Consider the following 19,107-nt stretch of genomic DNA (forward strand, 5'->3'; position numbering starts at 1 on the left):
AGCAAGGTCTCGTTATGAGACCTTGCTTTTCTTTTTAAGTGGCATCATTTTCCCGTACGTACCAAGGCGCCAAATGTACTCAAGTGGCCCGTATTGGTAATGTGAAAGCCACCAGCGGCTAATAAAGATTTGTAACGTGTAGAAACTAATGCAGAATAGTGGTCCAACCCATAATGGAGCAAGATAATCATTTTTGAACAATAGCCCGAATACAAGTAATGTAACAATTGTATGCGAGATGTAATTTGTTAATGCCATTCGTCCAACGTATTGGAATGGACGTAATAATGTTTGCCATCTTTCTTTTTGTAATAAACGCATGAGCGTGAAAATGTAGAATATGAATAAAGTTTTTCCGCTAAACATTGTAAAGACCTGCATATAAATTGGTTCATAAAATGGTTTGGATAAGAAATAACGGACCATGAAGAACCACATTGGCAATGTTAAAAGGAACATAATAATTTGCCATTTTTTAAGCTTTGGATCTAACTCTTTCGTGCGGCGGAAAATATCCTTTTTGCCGGCGTATAAACCAAGTAAAAATAGCCCAACTGTTTCTGGAAGCATAAATAAATTTAATCCAATTCCATCAGCGTAAAATGCACGGAAACGATTTTGTACTTGTGACAGCCAGTCTTCTAATGGCATGATAGGTAAGGAAAAACCTAGCTCTTCCTTTGGTACCAATGCAACCGTAATACCAGCCATTAGCATAATGAATTGAAAAATACTCAATAAAACGATAGCCCATATTAAAATAGTACGCGGTTCTCTCTTATAAAATAAAAATAAGAAAAATCCAGCAATCGCATAAGTATGTAAAATGTCTCCGTCCCATAAAAGAACGTAATGTAAGAAACCAAATAATAATAAAATAAGTAAGCGACGAACAAATAAAGTTTTTGGACGATCTGTTTTCGCTTCAGCACGAGTCATAAAAATGTAAAAGCCTAGGCCAAATAAAAACGAAAAGATAGTATAAAACTTTGTTTGAATAAACATATCGTAAAATAGGCGAATGTAGCTGTCTATCCCTTCGTAAATTCCTGAAATATCACGTGAGTCAATCCCGGCTATAACAGGCCAGTTTACAAGAAAAATACCTAGTACAGCTATTCCTCTAATAATATCGATGGAATGTATCCTCTCGCTTTGTGTGAGATTTTGTGTCATTATTTTCCTCCTTGTTAAGTAATTCCCTTTTATTATACAAAATGTAAACGGGAGGGTATATAGGTAATTTCCAATTTTTAAAACTGTTAAGATGTGCATTATGAGATATAATAAGAGTGCACAACAAGTTTTAACCTTCTTCAAAACAGGCAGTAAAGCTCCTTCTTATAAGGGGCTTTCTTTATGAAAAGTGTTGATAATGATTCTCTTTAATGATAAAATATATTTAAAAGTGATAATCATTATCAAAAAAGGTTGGTGCATGAGTATGGTATATGCATTAGTAGCAGGTACAGTCGCTGTATATGCAGTTATTGCAAAGTATGTTTTAAATGGAGTAGGAACAGCAAAATGAGTGATATTACATAAAATCCCTTTCATTTGTAAAAAGAATGAAAGGGATTTTTTATTTTTAATGAGAATATGCTGAAAATTTAGTATGATAGTAAAGTGAAACTGTAATCAATGAGGGGATGTATCTCCTGTTGATAATGAGCTCGCAAATAGCGAGGAAAAGTATATACATCTTGGATAAAGGGGAACAAGGGGATGACAAACATAGTACAGACAAACGGTATGAAAAAACTTGTTTGTTTTTATGAAGAGTGGCAAAAACACGGCGATGCAGAGAATAGCTTAAAGTTGTTTGAAGTAATTCAAAAATATAAACGAGACCAACTTATGATAGCATTCTGCGGTCACTTCTCAGCAGGAAAATCAACGATGATGAATCATCTATATAAAGCGCAGTTGTTACCAACAAGTCCAATTCCGACAAGCGCTAACGTCGTTAAAATTGAAAAGGGATTTGATCGTGTTGTTGTAACGATTAAATCTGGAGAGCAGTACGAATATGACGGTGCATATTCAGTAGAAGAATTAAAGCAAATTTGTAAGGATGGCGATGAGGTAATTGGTGTTCATATTTATCGGAATGATGCGCCAATTCCTGAGGGTGTTATGTTAGTTGATACACCAGGGATTGATTCAACAGATGATGCCCATCAATTAGCGACAGAATCAACGCTGCATCTAGCAGACGTAATTTTTTATATGATGGATTATAATCACGTCCAATCGGAAGTGAATTTGCAATTTGTTAAAGAATTGAAACAACGTAATAAAACGGTTTATCTCGTTGTAAATCAAATAGATAAACATAAAGAAAATGAATTATCGTTTGAGGATTATAAAGATAGTGTAAAACAATCGTTCTCTAACTGGGATATTGAAGTAGATGGAGTTTATTATACTTCGTTACGAATGATAAACCATCCACATAATGAAATTGGAAGCTTAGAAACATTAATTACTTCTATTATGAAGGAAAAAGAGCAGTATGTAAGAGATGGAATGGAGCGAGAAACAGAATATTTAATGGGGGAACATTTCTCGTTTATTCTTTCTGAAAATGAAAAAGCTCTTTTGAAATATGAGGAAGAGTTAGCATCACCGCTTTCCATTTCAGAAATAGTTGAAAAGAAAGAAGAGCTAACGGAAACGAAACATCGCGAGGCTAGTAAAGAGTCTCATGTGAGAAATGAATTTATAAAAAGCTTACAAGCTATATTAGATAACGCGTATTTAATGCCATTTGAAATGAGAGAATTGGCAAATGCGTACTTAGAAACGAAATTAACAAAATTTAAAGTTGGTTTGCTATTTGCGAAAGGAAAGACTGATCAAGAAAAACAGAGACGTTTGGCCGCTTTTTATACTGCTTTGCAAAAGACTGTTGAAACGCAACTTGATTTTCATGTGAAAGAATTTATTGTTGCCTTCTTAAAAGAAGAAGGGTTGTTTACAGAGGAGATTGGGAAAGACATATATGCTTTAGAAATCGCTTTTGGGCCAGAAATGTTGACTGAAGTAATTAAACAAGGTGCAGGTTTCACAGGTGATTACTTACTTCTTTATACAGCGGATGTAGCGAATGAACTAAAGAAACGTTATTTTACAAAAGCACAGCAAATTTTTGATAAAAGTGCAGTCGTTTTAAAGAAAAAGGTGAAAGAAGCAGTTGCTCGTATTGAAGAAGAGATTGAAACATATACGATGTTGCAAACGGCAAAAGAAACAAAATTGCAATATAGTAACAATTTGGAGACATATGAAAGTTATTTACAAAATGTTTGGCATGAGCGTGTTGCTACACCAGAAGGGTTGCAAATAGAAGAGATATTGCAAAGTAAAAAACAAATTGTTAGTGAGAAATTCACACTACAAGAGCAGGAAATTGTAACTGATAACGTAGCGGCTCATGAAGAAGAAATAAAAGGAACAGCAGCTTTAAATATTCAGCGTATATTAGAGAAAGTGAAGAAAGCGGAAACGATATTAGAGCCATTGCCAGCGCTGAAACATGTACAGCAAGAGGTAATAGAAAAAAGGCGTCGTGTGGAAACGAAACAATTTACAGTAGCGTTATTCGGAGCTTTTAGTGCTGGGAAATCATCATTTGCCAATGCGTTGCTTGGTGAGAAAGTACTTCCTGTATCACCAAATCCGACGACAGCAACAATTAATCAAATTTTGCCGGTTACAGAGGAAAAACCACACGGAACAGTAATGGTTCAATTTAAATCAAAGCAAGCTCTATTAGAAGATATGAAAGCTGTTTATAAGCTGTTTCATTATGAGATTACTACGTTAGATGAAGCGTTAGCACAAATTGATAAAGTTATGAAATATCCTTCACCAACTGGGAAGCAAAAAACAACATTTAGCTTTTTACGAGCGGTACAGAAAGGGTATGATACGGTTTCTGCTCATTTAGGGGAGCAAGTACAAGTTACATTAGAAGAGTTTTCTGATTATGTAGCGAATGAAGAAAAATCGTGTTTTGTTGAGTACATGGAGCTGTATTATGATTGTGCCTTAACAAGGCAAGGAGTAGCGCTTGTAGACACACCTGGAGCGGATTCTATTAACGCCCGTCATACGGACGTTGCGTTCCAGTATATTAAAAACGCAGATGCTATTTTATTTGTAACGTATTATAATCATGTGTTCTCTCGTGCTGACCGTGAATTTTTAATTCAGCTTGGTCGTGTAAAGGATACATTTGCTCTTGATAAAATGTTCTTCTTAATTAATGCGGCCGATTTAGCAGAGTCTGAAGAAGAACTTGAAATGGTAAAAGGTTATATCGCAGACCAGCTACTGCAATACGGTATTAGAAATCCACGTTTATTTGCAATTTCAAGTTTATGTGCGCTTGAAGAGAAACAAGGAAAAAATATTGAAAAAGAGAAGTACGGTATTTTACAAAACTCTGGGATTGCTAAGTTCGAGGAATCATTTACATCCTTTATGATGAGAGATTTAATGCTCGTATCTGTCCATGCTTTATATGGTGCATTGCAAGGGGCAGATCAGCTTTTAGTAAATATGATAAATGGTGCAAAGCAGGGAAATGAAGAGAAAGAGAAGCAAACGAAAAAATATGAAGCAGAGCGTGATCAACTACTTCATATTATTTCATCATATAGTGTGCTTGCTGAAGAACAGGCAATGCAAAATGAAGTGAAAGAATTGCTGTATTACGTGCAACAACGTCTATTCCTACGCTATAACGATGTGTTTACTGAATTTATTAATCCAGCATCGCTTCGAACGGATGGAAATGTGAAAGTGCAGTTGCAACAGTGCGTTATGGAATTAGTAGCATTTATTCAGCATGATTTATTACAAGAAATGCGTGCGACGTCATTACGCCTTGAAAAATGGATAGATGAAGCGATGAAGCGTGCAAAGAATGAAATTGTAGTGAACTGTAAAGCAGAGAATAAATCAATTTCTATGAGTGGAACAGTGGATTATGAATATAAAGATATTACACATAAAGAACCGTTCCCGTCAGTTGAAGTAAAAGATTTTAAAAAAGCACTAGCACATTTTAAAAATGAAAAAAGCTTTTTTGAAAAAAATGATAAAGCTTTCATGCAAGAAGATGCTAAAGCGGTATTAGAACCGCTTGTATCAAATTATGTAGCTGATGAAAAAGATTTATTTGTTCATCATTATAAGCAAGAGTGGGATATGAAATGGAACTTATTCCAAAAAGTGATGCAGCAAGATGTGATGAACTATTATGAAAGTATATTATTTGCATTGGCTGAAACAATCGATGTATCACTATATGAACAAAGTAAAGAACAATTGCAAAAGCAGTTAGTAGAGATTGAAAGAGAAATTTATGTTATATAATCATTATGAGAAAAAGATTCGTTCGATTTTCTTTTGCAGTACTGTATCTAAAGATTTTACAAACCCTGCAAATTCATCAGTAGAAATCATATGAGTAAGAACAAGTCGTCTGCCGTCTGGTGTTTCACCGCATAAGACGAATGAAGAAAATTCATATGTTTTGTTTTCTACTACTAATTTTGGATAGGAATACGTGTCGCTTTTTTTCTTCTTTCCATCAATAGAGATGACGTTGCACTTTTTCTCATTGTTGTCCATGGTGAATCCCTCCTTTTTATTATTTATGGTAGACAAGGAGGGTTTAGAACAATAGAGAAGGGGGAATTTTTTATGTCTGTTGTAATAGAACCTATTTCGAAAGAAGCTATACCGAAACCTTTATTGCTGCTTGCTGATCCAAGTGAGCAGCAAATTGATGCATATGTACAAAGAGGGTTAACATATGTAGCTAAGCAAGAGGAGAGTGTTATCGGTGCATATGTTCTTTTGGAAACAAGGCCGAAGACGATGGAAATTATGAATATTGCGGTTGTAGAGCATTTGCAAGGAAAAGGGATTGGAAAGAAGCTATTAAGTCATGCCATAGAAACTGCTAAAGGATATGGTATGTCAAAACTTGAAGTTGGTACAGGCAATTCTAGTGTTTCACAACTTGCTTTATATCAAAAATGTGGATTTCGTATTTTTTCTATTGATTTTGATTACTTTTCGACGCATTATGAAGAAGAGATTATTGAAAATGGGATTGTATGTCGTGATATGATTCGGCTTGCAATGGAATTGAATAAGAACGTATAACTTATTTAGGGGGAAGAGAAGATGGAAGTACATAAAGCAATTACAGCACATTCTCGTAAACAAAATGAAATTGTAAAAGCATTTTTACAATTAGATGCGCAGCGTGAAGCAGCTATTGAAGCAGCCGTATCTCTTGCGTCAAATGGGAAAGAATTTTCGGTTGATGTCATTAATGTTGTAACAAAGCAAATTAATGATCTTGCAAAAAACGGTGTTGCACTGCAACGTAAATTTGTTACAGAAGAAATGGTTATGGAGTATGTAGGTCGTTTGCAAGAGAAAGAAGGTCGTTAAAAGATGATAGTTACAGTCGAATGGTTACGTGAGCATATAGAAGATGAGAACGTCCGTATAATCGATTGTCGTTTTGATTTAGCGAATTCTAATTGGGGTAGAGAAAAGTATGAGGAAGAACATATTCTTCATGCGTTATATTTTGATTTGAATGTAGATTTATCAAGTCCTGTAACAGAACATGGTGGTCGTCATCCGTTGCCAAATATTGAGGAGTTTGCAGACAAGCTTTCGCGAGCTGGTATTGATGAACATACGACAGTAGTTGCATATGACAGTCAGGCGAGTGCAAATGCTTCCCGTTTCTGGTGGTTACTAAACTATGTAGGACATGAGAAAGTATATATATTAGATGGCGGATTTCCAGCGTGGAAAGAGAATGGACTACCGGTAACAACAGAAATGCCTGTTGCTATACGAAAAACATTCAAAGCCAATATACAAGATCGTATGCTTGTAACGATGGAAACGGTCAGAGAGAATATTTATGCAGGTGCAGATGTTACGTTAATTGATTCTAGAGAGCCAAAACGTTATGCTGGTGTAGAGGAACTAGTTGATCCAAAAGCAGGACATATTCCAACAGCAGTAAACTATTTTTGGAAGGATGGAATGCTGCAATCAGGACAATTTAAGAATGAAGCACAGCAACAAGAACGATTCCAAAACCTTTCGAAAGATAAGGAAACAATTGTATATTGTGGTTCTGGTGTTACAGCATGTCCAAATATCCTTGCATTAAAATTAGCTGGATTCCAAAATGTTAAATTGTATGCAGGTAGCTGGAGTGATTGGATTTCTTATCCAGAAAATCAAATTGCTAAAGAAGAAGATTAATCACTTGCATGCAAAAATAATTTGTATTAAAATAAGGTCACAAGCAAGAAATTGCTCGAAAAACTTTGTATTTTACACATTGGAAACAATGTGATAATATAACGACAAGTAAATAATACATCCTGCGGTGTACGTAACTTATTTATGTCTAAAACCGATGTTAGTTATACGGAAGCTCAATATTTAGCGACCATCATCAAGCCTTCCTTGTGGAGGAAGATGTACGGTAACTGTGAGGGCATCCACCTGCGAGTAGCGGGTTTTTGGACATTTACGAGGAGCGGCACGTGCGGGGGGCTTATTTCAACTAACATTATATAAAATTCCTACGGTGTACGTAGCTTATGCATGTCTTAAACCAATAAGTTTAATATGGAAGTTCAATATTTAAATGTAGCTAACATGCCATCTTTTTAAGAAGGAAGTTACAAACATTTGTGAGAGCATCCACCTGTGAGAGCAGGTTTATGGACATCTAGAGAGAACGGCATATGTGGGGCTAAATAAAAACCTTACGTTTTATACGTAAGGTTTTTTTGTTGTATACATATATTCATGTTATCCCACTTTAATGGGCAGTAAGACCCCCACCTCAAAATTCAGCGAAAGCAAAGAATTTAGGTGGGGGATTAACTGCCCATAAAAGTCCGATTGGTTCAACTAATAATCAGTGGAGGATGAAGAAAACCCCCACTGATTAAAGTTTCACTTTATATGCGTTAGTTTGCCATACCTTTCGAAAAAATTGTAGGCACCTGTTGACATCTATTTTAAATAAGAGTAACATTTTCTATGTAATAAAAATAAGTCTCTGTTAGGTGAGGCTCCTGTATAGAGAAATGCTACTGCCCAAAAATGTCGAGAGACGCCAATGGGTCAACAGGAATGATCGAATTAAGGTTTTTCTTAACGTAGCTGGTAATGTACCTATGCTATACAGTGCTAAAACTCGGCGAGGGAGAGGTCCGTAGATTTCTAATTGTATTAGGAATCGTTTATTTGTGTATGTCATGACCTTTACTCTTTTCGGAGTAAGGGTCTTTTTGTTACCAAGCTATGAGTAGTTTCATAGTATAAACTATAAGATTAAACGAGGAGGTGAGGAGCATGTCAAATTCTGACTCGGTTCCGTTACCCATATACTTCAAATCAAAAATATATGATGTAGGCAGGAAACGACTTGTTCCTCCCTCTATATTTATCGTAATGTAGCGTTTATATGCACGTTTAAGCGCTAGACACTTTCGCGGTAAAGTGGAAAAATTGAGAAACAAAGCGTTTCTTCCTATGTTGTACAGGAGGAGACGATAATATGTTATATGCAAACAAAACTGTGGGTAACACGTCATATAAATTAAGTAAAAAATCAATGAAAGAACAAACAATGCTTCAAAAAAATAAAGATTTATTAATTGAAATCGCAACGAGAGATGTAAAATCTGTATTTGCGTATTTAAAAACAACAAGAGACGGATTATCTATGAAAGAGGCACAAAAACGCATTCAAGTATACGGCCGAAATGAATTAACTTCAAAAAGAGCGCGTATTGCAGAAGTAATGATGAAGCTAAGTGGAATGATCCCAGGTTTTTCAAAACAACATGTGCGTGATAGATTACAATGTGAGAAAATTACTGTGTCTCGAGTAGCGTGTTCTAGTGTAACAGGTTTAAACGGTGAATTAAAAATGATGAATTTACCAGTACAAGAACTTGTTCCTGGTGATATGATTTTTCTTTCAGAAGGCGATACAGTACCAGCAGATGTACGTATCATTTACGCGAATGATTTATTAGTAAATGAATCTGTGCTAACAGGAAAAGATGTAAGTATTGAGAAATTTGAAAGCTGCTATCATCTTGAGCGCAAACGATTTATTCCTTTAAAACGAATGAAAGACTATAATCCACTTGAACTTGAAAATGTATGTTTCAAAGGGACGTATATTGTTGGTGGAAATGCAAAGGCTGTAGTTGTTTCGACTGGGAAAAATACGTATTCAGGAATTCTTCATACTTTTTGTGGTAGAACGTCTTAATGTGTAAATGATGCTAAATATACAAAAACAATGTATAATAGACAAAGTTGAAAAAACGTAGAATGGTAATCTATTTATATAACCTTACGTGATGACGTGGGGTTATTATTTTTTGTTAGTAGGAGAGGAAATATGAAAAAAGTATTATTAGTTGATGGTATGGCACTATTATTTCGTGCTTTTTATGCAACAAGTGTCTATGGACAATTTATGAAACGACAAGATGGTACCCCTACGAACGGGATTCATGGTTATATGAAACACTTATTAACAGCTACGCAAGCAATTGAACCGACACATATCGTAACGTGCTGGGATATGGGAAGTACGACATTTAGAACAGAATCGTTCTCGAATTATAAAGCGAATCGTGCAGCGCCACCAGAAGAATTAATTCCCCAATTTGATTTAGTGCAAGAAATGACTGCGAAATTATCCATTCCAGTTATCGGTATGAAAGGGTATGAAGCGGATGATTGTATCGGTACACTTGCAAAACAATACTGCAATGAAGCGGAAGTTTATATTTTAACAGGTGATACAGATTTACTTCAGCTTGTTGATAAGAACGTTACAGTTATGCTTCTGCGTAAAGGAATTGGAAATTATGAATATTACACACCAGAAAAAATCATGGAAGAAAAAGGTGTAGAGCCGTGGCAAATCGTGCATGCGAAAGCTTTCATGGGAGATACGAGCGATAATTATCCAGGTGTAAAAGGTATAGGTGAAAAAACAGCGTATAAGCTTATTCAAGAGCATGGAACAGTATCAGCTGTACTAGAAAATGTAGAATCATTAACGAAAGCGCAACGTACGAAGGTTGAAAGTGATTTAGAGAACTTAAATATTTCGTTACAATTAGCACAAATTCATTGTGAAGTTCCAATTTCGTGTTCGCTTGAAGAAGGGTTACACACAATGGATGAAGAAAAACTGCGATTCGTTTGCGAAGAAATGAATTGGGGAAGACCTGAAATTTTAATAAATATGCTGTAAATCGTTTGGAAAGAAGGATGTTGCATGAGTCGAACTTTGACTAGGTGACATCTTCTTTTTTATTTTGGAAAACGTTTAGTAAGAGAAAGTATATGGAATTTAGCGTGAAATATATAAATATTTCGACAAGATAAATCGATATAGGATGACGAAAATAGCAAAGTATATAATTAAGTGAGGAAATTTCAAAATGTTTGAGATAACCTTATTTGTTCACAAAGTTGTCAGAAAATAAATAGAATTTTCATATGAAGTTCAAATGGAATTCACAACAATCAATTATTATAAGAACAACCAGATAATTCTTTATCTTTTATATAAACCATCCCCCAAGGAGGAAAATGAAAATGCGAAAAACAATGAGAAAATCTTTTAAACAGTTATTAATAGAAAATAAACAATCATTATTAACTAATAAAGAGAATATGAAAGAAATTGAAGAACGAATTGAAAAACGACATGTAGCATATAGTGGTTCTAATAATTGAATGGAGAATGTTTTACACCCCCCCTTCACAAAGTGAAGGGGGGGTGTAGTATAGTGAGAAGGGAACAAAGAAGGGGAGATACTATGTGAATGTAGTGGAGAGGCTTGGAGAAAATGATATATCATGTCTTATTAGTCTATCAGAAAGGATAGGCTGGGATTATAGTTTGGAAGAAATTCACACTGTTCTAAGTTCAGGTATCGTATATGGAATACGGAATGAAAAGGGAGAAATAATTGCTAGTGCTGCAATTATATTATATGGAGAGAAATTAGCATCTATTGGAATGGTGATTGTACATCCAGATTATAAGGGGAGAGGAATTGGAAAGGCGATAACGAATTTATGCATTAAGAGCGTATCGGCTCAAACTCCCATTATGCTTATTGCTACGGATGAGGGGAAGCCTTTATATGAAAAACTAGGATTTAGGGCAGTAAGCTATGTTTCTAAATACATATGTAACTCGTACAATATGAATGATTATTGTATAGGAAATGAAGAGTATATGATGAATTATGAAGAGTGTGATTTAGAAGAAATAATGAAATTAGATGAATATGCGTTTGGAACAAATAGAAAAGTATTTTTAAAGAAAAGAATTATACAAAGTGAACAATGCATCGTTGTAAAGGACAACAAACAAAATGTATTAGGTTACGGTTTAAGTATACAAACACCAGAAAATAAAATAATAGGACCAGTCGTTGCAAGAAATGATGCGATGGCAATGAGAATTGTACATTATTTAGCAAAAGGGCATAACGGAAAATTAAGAATGGATGTACCAGAAGGAAAGAAAGATTTTATGAAAAAATTAGAGGTTACTGGTTTTAAGAAAGTTCATACACCACCAATAATGATGAAAAATAGCGATCAATTATTAAAAAGAAATAATGAGCTATATAGTATTGCGGCGCAAATTTTTGGATAAAAAAGAATCCTTCTGAATGAAGGATCCTTTTTCATTAATCACGATACTGGTCGTGATTTGGCTGAAAGAGGTCTTCTTCGACATCTCTAACCACTGAAAAATGATCGACGTTATAATGCCCATGTAAAATTTTATTGTGATGACCAATAATTTGCTCTGCAGATAATACGTTAGAATCAGTTGTGGAATGACCGTTTTTAATTAATGTAACATCAAATCCTTGTACAGTAGCTGTTCTAACTGCGGTGTCGATGCAATGTTCTGTTTTACATCCACCGATAACGATATGATTAATTTTTTCTTCTTTTAAAAGTTCAAGTAGAGAAGTGCCATAGAATGAGTTTGTTGCTGCTTTATTAATAAGGATTGCAGACTGAGGTACTTTAATTTCATTATGTACTTCAAATCCTTCTCCGCTACCAGAAGCAACATCGATATCTCTTACGAAAACAATAAGGGCATTTGCATCTATCGCTTTCTGTACGGCTGTATTTAGTGTAGATAATAACTCGGTTTTACGAAAAACTTCTTTTTCTTGTTCATTTCCATCCATTAATTCTTGCTGCGCATCGATAATTAATAGTGCTTGTTTCATCGTGTCTCCCCTTTAATATGAAATAAGTTCCACTATACATATTCATTCATATTACAAGGAAATCCTCTATTGTCTATGCAGTAGACGATAGATTTACAAAGTTGTCAAAGAAATTTCATTCTCATAGCGTGTAAAAACATGTATGATAGGAGATGGAGAATTTTTGAGTAGGTGGGAATAACATGCAAACAGTAGAAGATTATCTTTCATTCTTACATACGAAAGGATTTAAATTATCAGAGGAAGCACAAGGATTTATTATGTTCGGACAAGGATATACTGGTGCATCTGATGGAATTGTAAACGCAGCAATAGAAGCGACAATTAAACATCAATTACAGTTTGATGGGAGTTATTTTGTTGCGTTATTAGAACGATTGAAAGAAGAAGAAATTACAGATAAAAAAAGCGCAAAGGCTTTTATGCGGAAGTTACAAGCGTAACTTCACGCAGCCTGCGCTTCTTTTTTTGTTTTGGAAGGTAATTCAACAAAAACCATGCCTAGGAAAATACATAGGCATCCGATAATAGCGGAAATAGAAAGTTGTTCGTTTGCAACGAGAACGCCTGTTAATGCAGCAAATACGGGCTCCATTGCGAAAATAATTGCTACTCTCGTTGGAGACGTATGTTTTTGTGCTGATGTTTGAATGAAAAAAGCAATGGATGTCGCGAATAAGGAAGTTAGAAATAGGGCGAATAAAAAGGAAGAATTCGTCCATAGTGCTACTGAAAATAATTTTTCCCAATCTTCAAACAAAAAGGCGCAAATAGAAGAAAACATACCGACAGCTAATACTTGTGATGTGCTTAGTAATAAAGGTGATATTTTCTTAGAGAAGAAGCCGTTAACAAGAATATGGGCAGCAAAAGCTACTGCACAGCCGAGAACGAGTATATCTCCAATGTTTAATTGAAAAGAATCACCCGCCGTTAATAAGTATAATCCTGCTGTTGCTACAGCAATGCCAATTACGATAAAAAGGGTAGCTTTTTGTTTTAAAAAGATAAAAGACAAAATTGGTACCATAACGATACTAAGCCCTGTTAAGAAACCAGCTTTTGAAGAAGTTGTATAAAGTAAGCCGAATGTTTGTAATACATAGCCAACACATAAAAAGAATCCAACGATTAATCCAGCGAGGCTACTCTGTTTTATATCTTGTTTTGAAGTTTTTTTTGAGAAAATCAGTTGAACGAATAATAAAATAATTCCGGCGAATAAAAAGCGAATACCATTAAAAGTAAATGGACCAACGAAAGACATTGCATTTTGAACGACAACAAACGTAGCCCCCCAAATAAAAGAGACAAATAATAAAGCAAGAGGAGCAATCCAATCTTTTTTCACACCCATACCCCCGTTAATTTTGTAAGATAGCTTTTCTAGCTAATTCATCAGCGACTTTATTTTGACTACTTGGAATCCACTTAATAAAAAAGAGATCGAAACTTTTTATGTACTGCAGTGCTTCCTCTAATAGTGGTGCAAACATTTTATTTTTTGCGTATTCTTTTTCAACAGCTCGCTCAACAAGTTGCGAATCTGTACGAAATGAGACAATGTTATAATTATGCTCCGTGCAATATTTTAATGCCGCCAGTAAAGCGTGGTACTCTGCTTCATGATTGGACATTGTCCCAAGGGGCAATGATAATTGTACAGCTGGTTGCACCCCTTTAATAAACACCCCTGCACCAGAAGGACCAGGATTTCCTTTTGATGCACCATCAATATATACTTCAATCAAAATGTGAAACCTCCAAATGATAAGATGATCCCCTACTTATATGTTTCTTTGAAGTAGGGGATAGAGTAACTTAGCCGATTGTAATACTATAACGACATGTAAATGTTTCATTCGCTTGTAAAGATTGAATTCCTTTTTTTTCCTTAAAATCTTTTGCTGGATTTATTTCATCAGCAATTCCGTACCAAGGTTCAATACATAAGAAAGGTGCGTTCTCACCTGGTGTCCATACGCCGACAAATGGGAATCCGTCAAATTCTACTTTTACAAATTTATCATGTTTATGAGAACGAATAGAGATTTCATCCGTATTCATATTTTCAAAAATAAGCGCATCATTTTTAAATAAATCGTATGTAAGTGGTAATTCATTCGTATTTTCAGCGATTAATTGTTTTTTACTTGAAAGATAAGGTCCTTCTAATACGCTTGTTTCTAAGCGTTCAGAACCATTAAATGCTAAATGATAATCTGTAAATGATTCGCCCTCTAATAAGGGGAAGTTGAAACCAGGATGTGCTCCGATTGAGAAGAACATCTCTTTTGAAGCAGGGTTATGTACTTCATATGTTACATGGACGATTTGTCCGTCTAGCTCATAAGAAACGAGTAATTCAAATTCGTATGGGTATTTTTTTAATGTTTCTTCATTACTAGTTACAATATAAGTGATTTTCGTTTCACTTTGTTCTTTTACAGAGAATGTAAGATCACGAGCGAAACCATGTTGTGTTAATGAATATGGTTTACCATCTACGTAGTATGTATTATCTACTAATCGGCCGACAATTGGGAATAAAATTGGTGCGCGGCGCCCCCAATAAGTAGAATCGCCTTGCCATAAGTATTCAGTGTTATTTTCTTTTAAGCGAACGCTTTGTAATTCCGCACCTTTGTCAGAAATGGAAACGATCACTTTTTCATTTTGAATTGTTGCTGTCATGAAGTGAAACCTCCTAAAACTTTCATATGTTTTATTATACGTTGTCCAAAAGAAAAAAGGTAGTTCATGATAGAAATCTATTGACGAAAGAGTGTCTATTGCGTACAATATAATCTTGTTGCTTAAAAAACGAATAACGTGGTTCGAAACCATCCCACGTAAAAAAACTAAGGAGATTTTGTCATGAATATTAGAACATTAGTCGGTAATGGTATTTTAGCGGCATTATATATTGCTGTTTCTATGCTTATTCAGCCATTTGGCTTTACGAATGTACAGTTTCGTATTTCAGAGATGTTTAATCATCTTGTTGTATTTAATAAGAAAGCAATTTACGGAATTGTATTAGGTGTATTTTTAACAAATCTCTTTTTCTCACCTATGATCGCTTACGATTTAGTATTTGGAGTAGGGCAATCTATCTTTGCATTAGTTGCAACGATTATTTCTATGCGGTTTATTAAAGGTGTTTGGGCTCGTATGATTTTTAATACAGTTATTTTTACAATTACAATGTTTATGATTGCAATTGAACTTCATCTTGCATTGGATTTACCATTTATGTTGTCTTGGTTAACATGTGCAGTCGGTGAATTTGTTGTCATGGCAATTGGTATGCCTGTAATGTATTGGATTAATAAACGAGTACAATTTGAAAGATTTATGTAATAGATGAAAGAGCCATTCCTTATATTAGGATGGCTCTTTTTGTATGTGATTATATTGAATATAATACTGTGACTCTTGATAAAATATAATAAAATAAAATGAGGCTTCAATTAGCCGGATACATATAAGAATTCTTATATAAGGGGAATCTAGTATGAAATATAAAATTCATTGGTTGTATAAAACGAAGCGCGGATTGCAGACAGAATTAACGACAGATTATATGAACATAGAAGAAGTACTGCAATTTGCAGAGGATTTTGAGAAAACAGGAAGAGTAAAAGAATTTTCATTTTATGATGAAATGGATACAGAATGGTCATTAAAAGAGATGAAAAAGTTAAGTAAGCAAGTAGAGGAAGAACCCCAAGAAATACTCGTTTATTTTGATGGGGGATATGATGTGCAAACGAAAGAGGCTGGCGTTGGTATATGTGTGTACTATAAAAAAGGAAATACAAACTACCGAATTCGCCGTAATGCATATATAGAAGGTATATATGATAATAATGAAGCGGAATATGCATCATTATTATACGGTATGAATATACTCGAGGAATTAGGGATTAAGTATGAAGCTGTTACACTTCGTGGTGATTCTCAAGTTGTACTGCAGCAATTGGCTGGAGAATGGCCTTGCTATGATGAGCATTTAAATCATTATTTAGATCAAATTGAACAAAAAGCAAAGCAAATGAAATTAAAACTTGTATGTGAGCCGATATCTAGAAAACAAAATAAAGAAGCGCATCAATTAGCCGCGCAGGCATTAGAAGGGACAGCCATTGATAGTCATAAAGAAATAACCGAATAGAGAGGTGCAAAGATGGATAAAAAGCAACTCATTACAGAGGTAAATGAGTTATTAGAAACATATTGCGAAGGATGTTTTTTGCGAGAACATAATCGAAAGACAAATAGTAAGTATTATGCGCATTCTTTTTGTATTAGGCAATGTACAGTTGGAGAAACATTGAAAAAGTATGGGGAACAGTTGTCATGAAAAAACATCCAGAGAAAATTCTCTGGATGTTTTTTAGTGTTTTGCTTCGTTTAATTGCTGCTCGCATTTGCTTAATTTCTTTTCTTCATTCATTAGAAATGGCTCATCTAAATCTACCGCAACAGATTTCATAATTTCAAGCTGAGAACGAGCTGCTTCTACAGCAGTTGCGGCATGCTCTAAAGTGTCTGGATCCATTGAGATTGTTGCTGAACCCACCATCTTTTGTGCCGTTTCTACACGGAATTTCACTTCTTCAAAATCATTTACTTCTGATCCCATTGTTATTGCCTCCTTTGTATATTGCACATTTCACATAGTTTTTGCTCTGTAAAACGGAAATATACAAAGGAATAACAAAGGAGGTTACCAAGTAAGGTAACCTCCTGTTATATGTTGGATTAAAGTTTTACTACGTTAGCAGCTTGAGGTCCGCGGTTTCCTTCAGTGATATCGAAAGATACTTCTTGACCTTCTTCTAAAGCTTTGTAGCCGTCACCTTGAATAGCAGAGAAGTGTACGAATACATCGTCAGCGCCTTCCATTTCGATAAATCCAAAACCTTTTTCGTTGTTAAACCATTTTACTTTTCCTTGCATGTTACAATTCCTCCTAAAAACGTTTACTATTTTCATTTAGTGAAATTCATTTAAAAAACAATATAAACTAAAAATGCTATATTCTTGAATATTCTGCTAAATGATTAATTTAAATATACACGAATTGGTAGAAATTAGTCAAGTAAGCGATTTTATTTTTTTGTATTTTTAAATAATTTTTCAGCCGAATTTTTATATAGGTATAGGACAGGCCGAGTATGTAATATTCTTAATTGAATGCTATACATAATGAGGTGAAAGAATGAATGAATCTTATTTATTAGATAATGAAGGAATGAAAACGAGAACTGACATACCAAATTGGGTTGCAAAAGAATTTCAAAATTTTTCGAGTGTCGTACTAGAACCAACTTTCCCGTGTTATTTCGGTTTAACAGCTTTGAAAAAGAATGAACTTCGTTATTCGTTTCTTTCTCATAATGATTGGAGTCATTTGCCGCATACAATGTTATCTTTTTTAGAGTTAATGAAAGAGCGTCCAATTGTAAGAAGAGGCTTTTTTCTTTTTGTAGAACCGGAATGTGAGGAACAATCACTGGAATATTATCGTGATTACTTTTGGAAAGTACTACAATATTTACACGAAAACGATGATCAAACATGGCCGAAGCAAATTCCTGAAGACCCAGACCACTACTTATGGGAATTTTCATTTGGCGGTGAACCGATATTCGCATTTGGAAATGCTCCAGCTTATAAACAACGAAAAACTAGACATTTAGGAAATTCTCTCGTTATTGGATTTCAGCCACGCACTATCTTTGATGGATTAGAAGGGGATCGCCCTAAAGGAGCATATTCAAGACAAACGGTTCGTGAACGAGTTGAAAAGTGGGATCAGCTGCCGAAACACCCTAACATTAGTCATTATGGTGACTCGGATCATCGGGAATGGAAACAATATTTTATAGGAGACGATGTAGAACCCCTAAAAGGAAAATGTCCTTTTCTTCATAAGATAGAAAAGTAAGAGTCATCATTTGGATGGCTCTTTTGCATATTTTGGATAAAAAAGGGTATTTTAGTAGTACATATTTTCATGAAAGCTAGTCTATTTTTAATCATTACATCATTACTTAATAGTAAAGGAAGTAGAAAGGATAGAGTGATGTTTGGAGCGATTATACAACAAATTGTATTAGGTATTTCATTAGCTGCGCCAGTAGGTCCGATTAATATTGAAATGTTAAAACGAGGAATTGAACGAGGTTTTTGGCATGCGTGGGTTGTTGGAATTGGTGGAATGACTGCAGATATTTTGTTTATGCTTCTCATCTATTTCGGTTTATCGTCTGTTTTTATGTATACATATGTACAAGCTTTTATGTATTGCACAGGGTTTTTCTTATTATTTTATTTAGGATTTCAAAGTGTAAAACAAGGAATTTCCCACTCGAATATGGAATATAAAAAAGAAGAGGTAGGTGGCCTTAAACAATCGTTTATGGCAGGTTTTTTAATTGCGATATCCAATCCATTAAATCTTGTTTTTTGGTTTGGTATATATGGAAGTACACTTAGCTCATTGCTTACGAAGGTAACGAAACAAGAAGCTTTTTTGTACAGTCTTTGTATTATCGTTGGTATTATTTTATGGAATTTAAATATTGCTTTTTCTGTCCATTTTGGCAGAACTTTATTAAAGCAAAAAACACTGGGCTATATAACAGCCGGAGCAGGAATTATTTTAGTAGGATATTCTATCCATTTTGCATACAAAGCTTTACAGTTGTTCACATAAGATTGAAGGGGA

22 protein-coding genes, 2 other RNA genes and 2 riboswitches are annotated in these 19,107 nt (G+C 34.7%); of the genes, 16 read left to right on the forward strand and 8 right to left on the reverse strand.

The genetic code is table 11. From position 1 onward, the window contains the following. Positions 1 to 12 precede the first annotated feature (12 nt). Positions 13 to 1,176: a DUF418 domain-containing protein gene (locus tag CO726_RS07895; protein WP_099683880.1), complete on the reverse strand. Its 1,164-nt coding sequence runs from the start codon at positions 1,174 to 1,176 to the stop codon at positions 13 to 15. Between the two features lie 549 nt (positions 1,177 to 1,725). Between CO726_RS07895 and CO726_RS07905 the strand changes: the two genes are divergently transcribed. Beyond that, positions 1,726 to 5,385, forward strand: coding sequence for a dynamin family protein (locus tag CO726_RS07905; RefSeq protein ID WP_099683882.1), 3,660 nt, complete (start codon positions 1,726 to 1,728; stop codon positions 5,383 to 5,385). 3 nt (positions 5,386 to 5,388) lie between these two features. Here the strand turns inward: CO726_RS07905 and CO726_RS07910 are convergent, their stop codons facing one another. Continuing rightward, positions 5,389 to 5,643 carry a DUF3931 domain-containing protein gene (locus CO726_RS07910; protein WP_000369740.1) on the reverse strand — a complete coding sequence of 85 codons (255 nt, stop codon included), beginning with the start codon at positions 5,641 to 5,643 and terminating at the stop codon, positions 5,389 to 5,391. 72 nt (positions 5,644 to 5,715) lie between these two features. On the opposite strand from CO726_RS07910, the gene CO726_RS07915 reads away from it, so the two are divergent. From CO726_RS07915 to CO726_RS07955, 9 genes are all read left to right on the forward strand, one after another. Beyond that, positions 5,716 to 6,183: a GNAT family N-acetyltransferase gene (locus tag CO726_RS07915; RefSeq protein ID WP_099683883.1), complete on the forward strand. Its 468-nt coding sequence runs from the start codon at positions 5,716 to 5,718 to the stop codon at positions 6,181 to 6,183. Positions 6,184 to 6,204: 21 nt separating this feature from the next. Beyond that, on the forward strand, positions 6,205 to 6,477 hold the full coding sequence (locus CO726_RS07920; RefSeq protein ID WP_099683884.1) for a YpbS family protein: 273 nt from the start codon (positions 6,205 to 6,207) through the stop codon (positions 6,475 to 6,477). Between the two features lie 3 nt (positions 6,478 to 6,480). After that, entirely contained in the window at positions 6,481 to 7,314 is an 834-nt protein-coding gene (locus tag CO726_RS07925; RefSeq protein ID WP_099683885.1) for a sulfurtransferase, read from the forward strand. Positions 7,315 to 7,430: 116 nt separating this feature from the next. Next, a non-coding RNA gene (ssrS, locus tag CO726_RS07930) (6S RNA) lies at positions 7,431 to 7,614 on the forward strand. A 20-nt stretch (positions 7,615 to 7,634) separates the two neighbouring features. After that, a non-coding RNA gene (ssrS, locus tag CO726_RS07935) (6S RNA) lies at positions 7,635 to 7,818 on the forward strand. Between the two features lie 299 nt (positions 7,819 to 8,117). Then, positions 8,118 to 8,283: riboswitch (M-box (ykoK) riboswitch) on the forward strand. Positions 8,284 to 8,626: 343 nt separating this feature from the next. Further along, positions 8,627 to 9,352, forward strand: coding sequence for a P-type ATPase actuator domain-containing protein (locus tag CO726_RS07940; protein WP_099683886.1), 726 nt, complete (start codon positions 8,627 to 8,629; stop codon positions 9,350 to 9,352). Between the two features lie 132 nt (positions 9,353 to 9,484). Then, positions 9,485 to 10,351 carry a 5'-3' exonuclease gene (locus CO726_RS07945; RefSeq protein ID WP_099683887.1) on the forward strand — a complete coding sequence of 289 codons (867 nt, stop codon included), beginning with the start codon at positions 9,485 to 9,487 and terminating at the stop codon, positions 10,349 to 10,351. A gap of 347 nt (positions 10,352 to 10,698) precedes the next feature. Continuing rightward, on the forward strand, positions 10,699 to 10,839 hold the full coding sequence (locus CO726_RS07950) for an FbpB family small basic protein (protein WP_098759467.1): 141 nt from the start codon (positions 10,699 to 10,701) through the stop codon (positions 10,837 to 10,839). A gap of 85 nt (positions 10,840 to 10,924) precedes the next feature. Beyond that, the gene (locus CO726_RS07955; RefSeq protein WP_099683888.1) at positions 10,925 to 11,773 is read left to right on the forward strand and encodes a GNAT family N-acetyltransferase; all 849 of its coding nucleotides are present in this window, start codon (positions 10,925 to 10,927) and stop codon (positions 11,771 to 11,773) included. 34 nt (positions 11,774 to 11,807) lie between these two features. Here CO726_RS07955 and CO726_RS07960 read toward each other — a convergent pair whose 3' ends face one another. Further along, positions 11,808 to 12,368: a cysteine hydrolase family protein gene (locus CO726_RS07960; protein ID WP_099683889.1), complete on the reverse strand. Its 561-nt coding sequence runs from the start codon at positions 12,366 to 12,368 to the stop codon at positions 11,808 to 11,810. Positions 12,369 to 12,550: 182 nt separating this feature from the next. On the opposite strand from CO726_RS07960, the gene CO726_RS07965 reads away from it, so the two are divergent. Then, positions 12,551 to 12,811, forward strand: coding sequence for a DUF6123 family protein (locus tag CO726_RS07965; RefSeq protein WP_001195212.1), 261 nt, complete (start codon positions 12,551 to 12,553; stop codon positions 12,809 to 12,811). A 2-nt stretch (positions 12,812 to 12,813) separates the two neighbouring features. Here the strand turns inward: CO726_RS07965 and CO726_RS07970 are convergent, their stop codons facing one another. The 3 genes from CO726_RS07970 to CO726_RS07980 form a co-directional block, all read right to left on the reverse strand. Then, complete coding sequence (locus tag CO726_RS07970) at positions 12,814 to 13,719, reverse strand: DMT family transporter (RefSeq protein WP_016088572.1); 906 nt, start codon at positions 13,717 to 13,719, stop codon at positions 12,814 to 12,816. A 13-nt stretch (positions 13,720 to 13,732) separates the two neighbouring features. After that, a complete protein-coding gene (locus tag CO726_RS07975) occupies positions 13,733 to 14,119 on the reverse strand; it encodes a reverse transcriptase-like protein (RefSeq protein WP_000573873.1) in 387 nt (128 codons plus the stop codon). A 70-nt stretch (positions 14,120 to 14,189) separates the two neighbouring features. Continuing rightward, the gene (locus tag CO726_RS07980) at positions 14,190 to 15,062 is read right to left on the reverse strand and encodes an aldose 1-epimerase family protein (RefSeq protein WP_099683890.1); all 873 of its coding nucleotides are present in this window, start codon (positions 15,060 to 15,062) and stop codon (positions 14,190 to 14,192) included. A 132-nt stretch (positions 15,063 to 15,194) separates the two neighbouring features. After that, a riboswitch (PreQ1 riboswitch) is annotated at positions 15,195 to 15,239 on the forward strand. A 6-nt stretch (positions 15,240 to 15,245) separates the two neighbouring features. Between CO726_RS07980 and CO726_RS07985 the strand changes: the two genes are divergently transcribed. The 3 genes from CO726_RS07985 (at position 15,246) to CO726_RS07995 (ending at position 16,734) form a co-directional block, all read left to right on the forward strand. Beyond that, positions 15,246 to 15,731 carry a QueT transporter family protein gene (locus tag CO726_RS07985; RefSeq protein ID WP_099683891.1) on the forward strand — a complete coding sequence of 162 codons (486 nt, stop codon included), beginning with the start codon at positions 15,246 to 15,248 and terminating at the stop codon, positions 15,729 to 15,731. Positions 15,732 to 15,885: 154 nt separating this feature from the next. Then, entirely contained in the window at positions 15,886 to 16,545 is a 660-nt protein-coding gene (locus CO726_RS07990; protein ID WP_099683892.1) for a ribonuclease H family protein, read from the forward strand. A 12-nt stretch (positions 16,546 to 16,557) separates the two neighbouring features. Further along, the gene (locus CO726_RS07995; protein WP_099683893.1) at positions 16,558 to 16,734 is read left to right on the forward strand and encodes a zinc-finger domain-containing protein; all 177 of its coding nucleotides are present in this window, start codon (positions 16,558 to 16,560) and stop codon (positions 16,732 to 16,734) included. 33 nt (positions 16,735 to 16,767) lie between these two features. Here CO726_RS07995 and CO726_RS08000 read toward each other — a convergent pair whose 3' ends face one another. Both CO726_RS08000 and cspB read right to left on the reverse strand, forming a co-directional pair. Then, positions 16,768 to 17,016 carry a DUF2564 family protein gene (locus CO726_RS08000; protein WP_098759458.1) on the reverse strand — a complete coding sequence of 83 codons (249 nt, stop codon included), beginning with the start codon at positions 17,014 to 17,016 and terminating at the stop codon, positions 16,768 to 16,770. A gap of 119 nt (positions 17,017 to 17,135) precedes the next feature. Next, complete coding sequence (cspB, locus tag CO726_RS08005; protein WP_001161731.1) at positions 17,136 to 17,333, reverse strand: cold shock-like protein CspB; 198 nt, start codon at positions 17,331 to 17,333, stop codon at positions 17,136 to 17,138. A gap of 262 nt (positions 17,334 to 17,595) precedes the next feature. Between cspB and CO726_RS08010 the strand changes: the two genes are divergently transcribed. Together CO726_RS08010 and CO726_RS08015 are read left to right on the forward strand one after the other, a co-directional pair. Beyond that, the gene (locus CO726_RS08010; RefSeq protein WP_099683894.1) at positions 17,596 to 18,324 is read left to right on the forward strand and encodes a YqcI/YcgG family protein; all 729 of its coding nucleotides are present in this window, start codon (positions 17,596 to 17,598) and stop codon (positions 18,322 to 18,324) included. Positions 18,325 to 18,462: 138 nt separating this feature from the next. Next, entirely contained in the window at positions 18,463 to 19,095 is a 633-nt protein-coding gene (locus CO726_RS08015; protein ID WP_098759456.1) for a LysE family transporter, read from the forward strand. Positions 19,096 to 19,107 lie beyond the last annotated feature (12 nt).

This window comes from Bacillus fungorum (genome assembly GCF_002746455.1).
Taxonomy (GTDB): Bacteria; Bacillota; Bacilli; order Bacillales; family Bacillaceae_G; genus Bacillus_A; species Bacillus_A fungorum.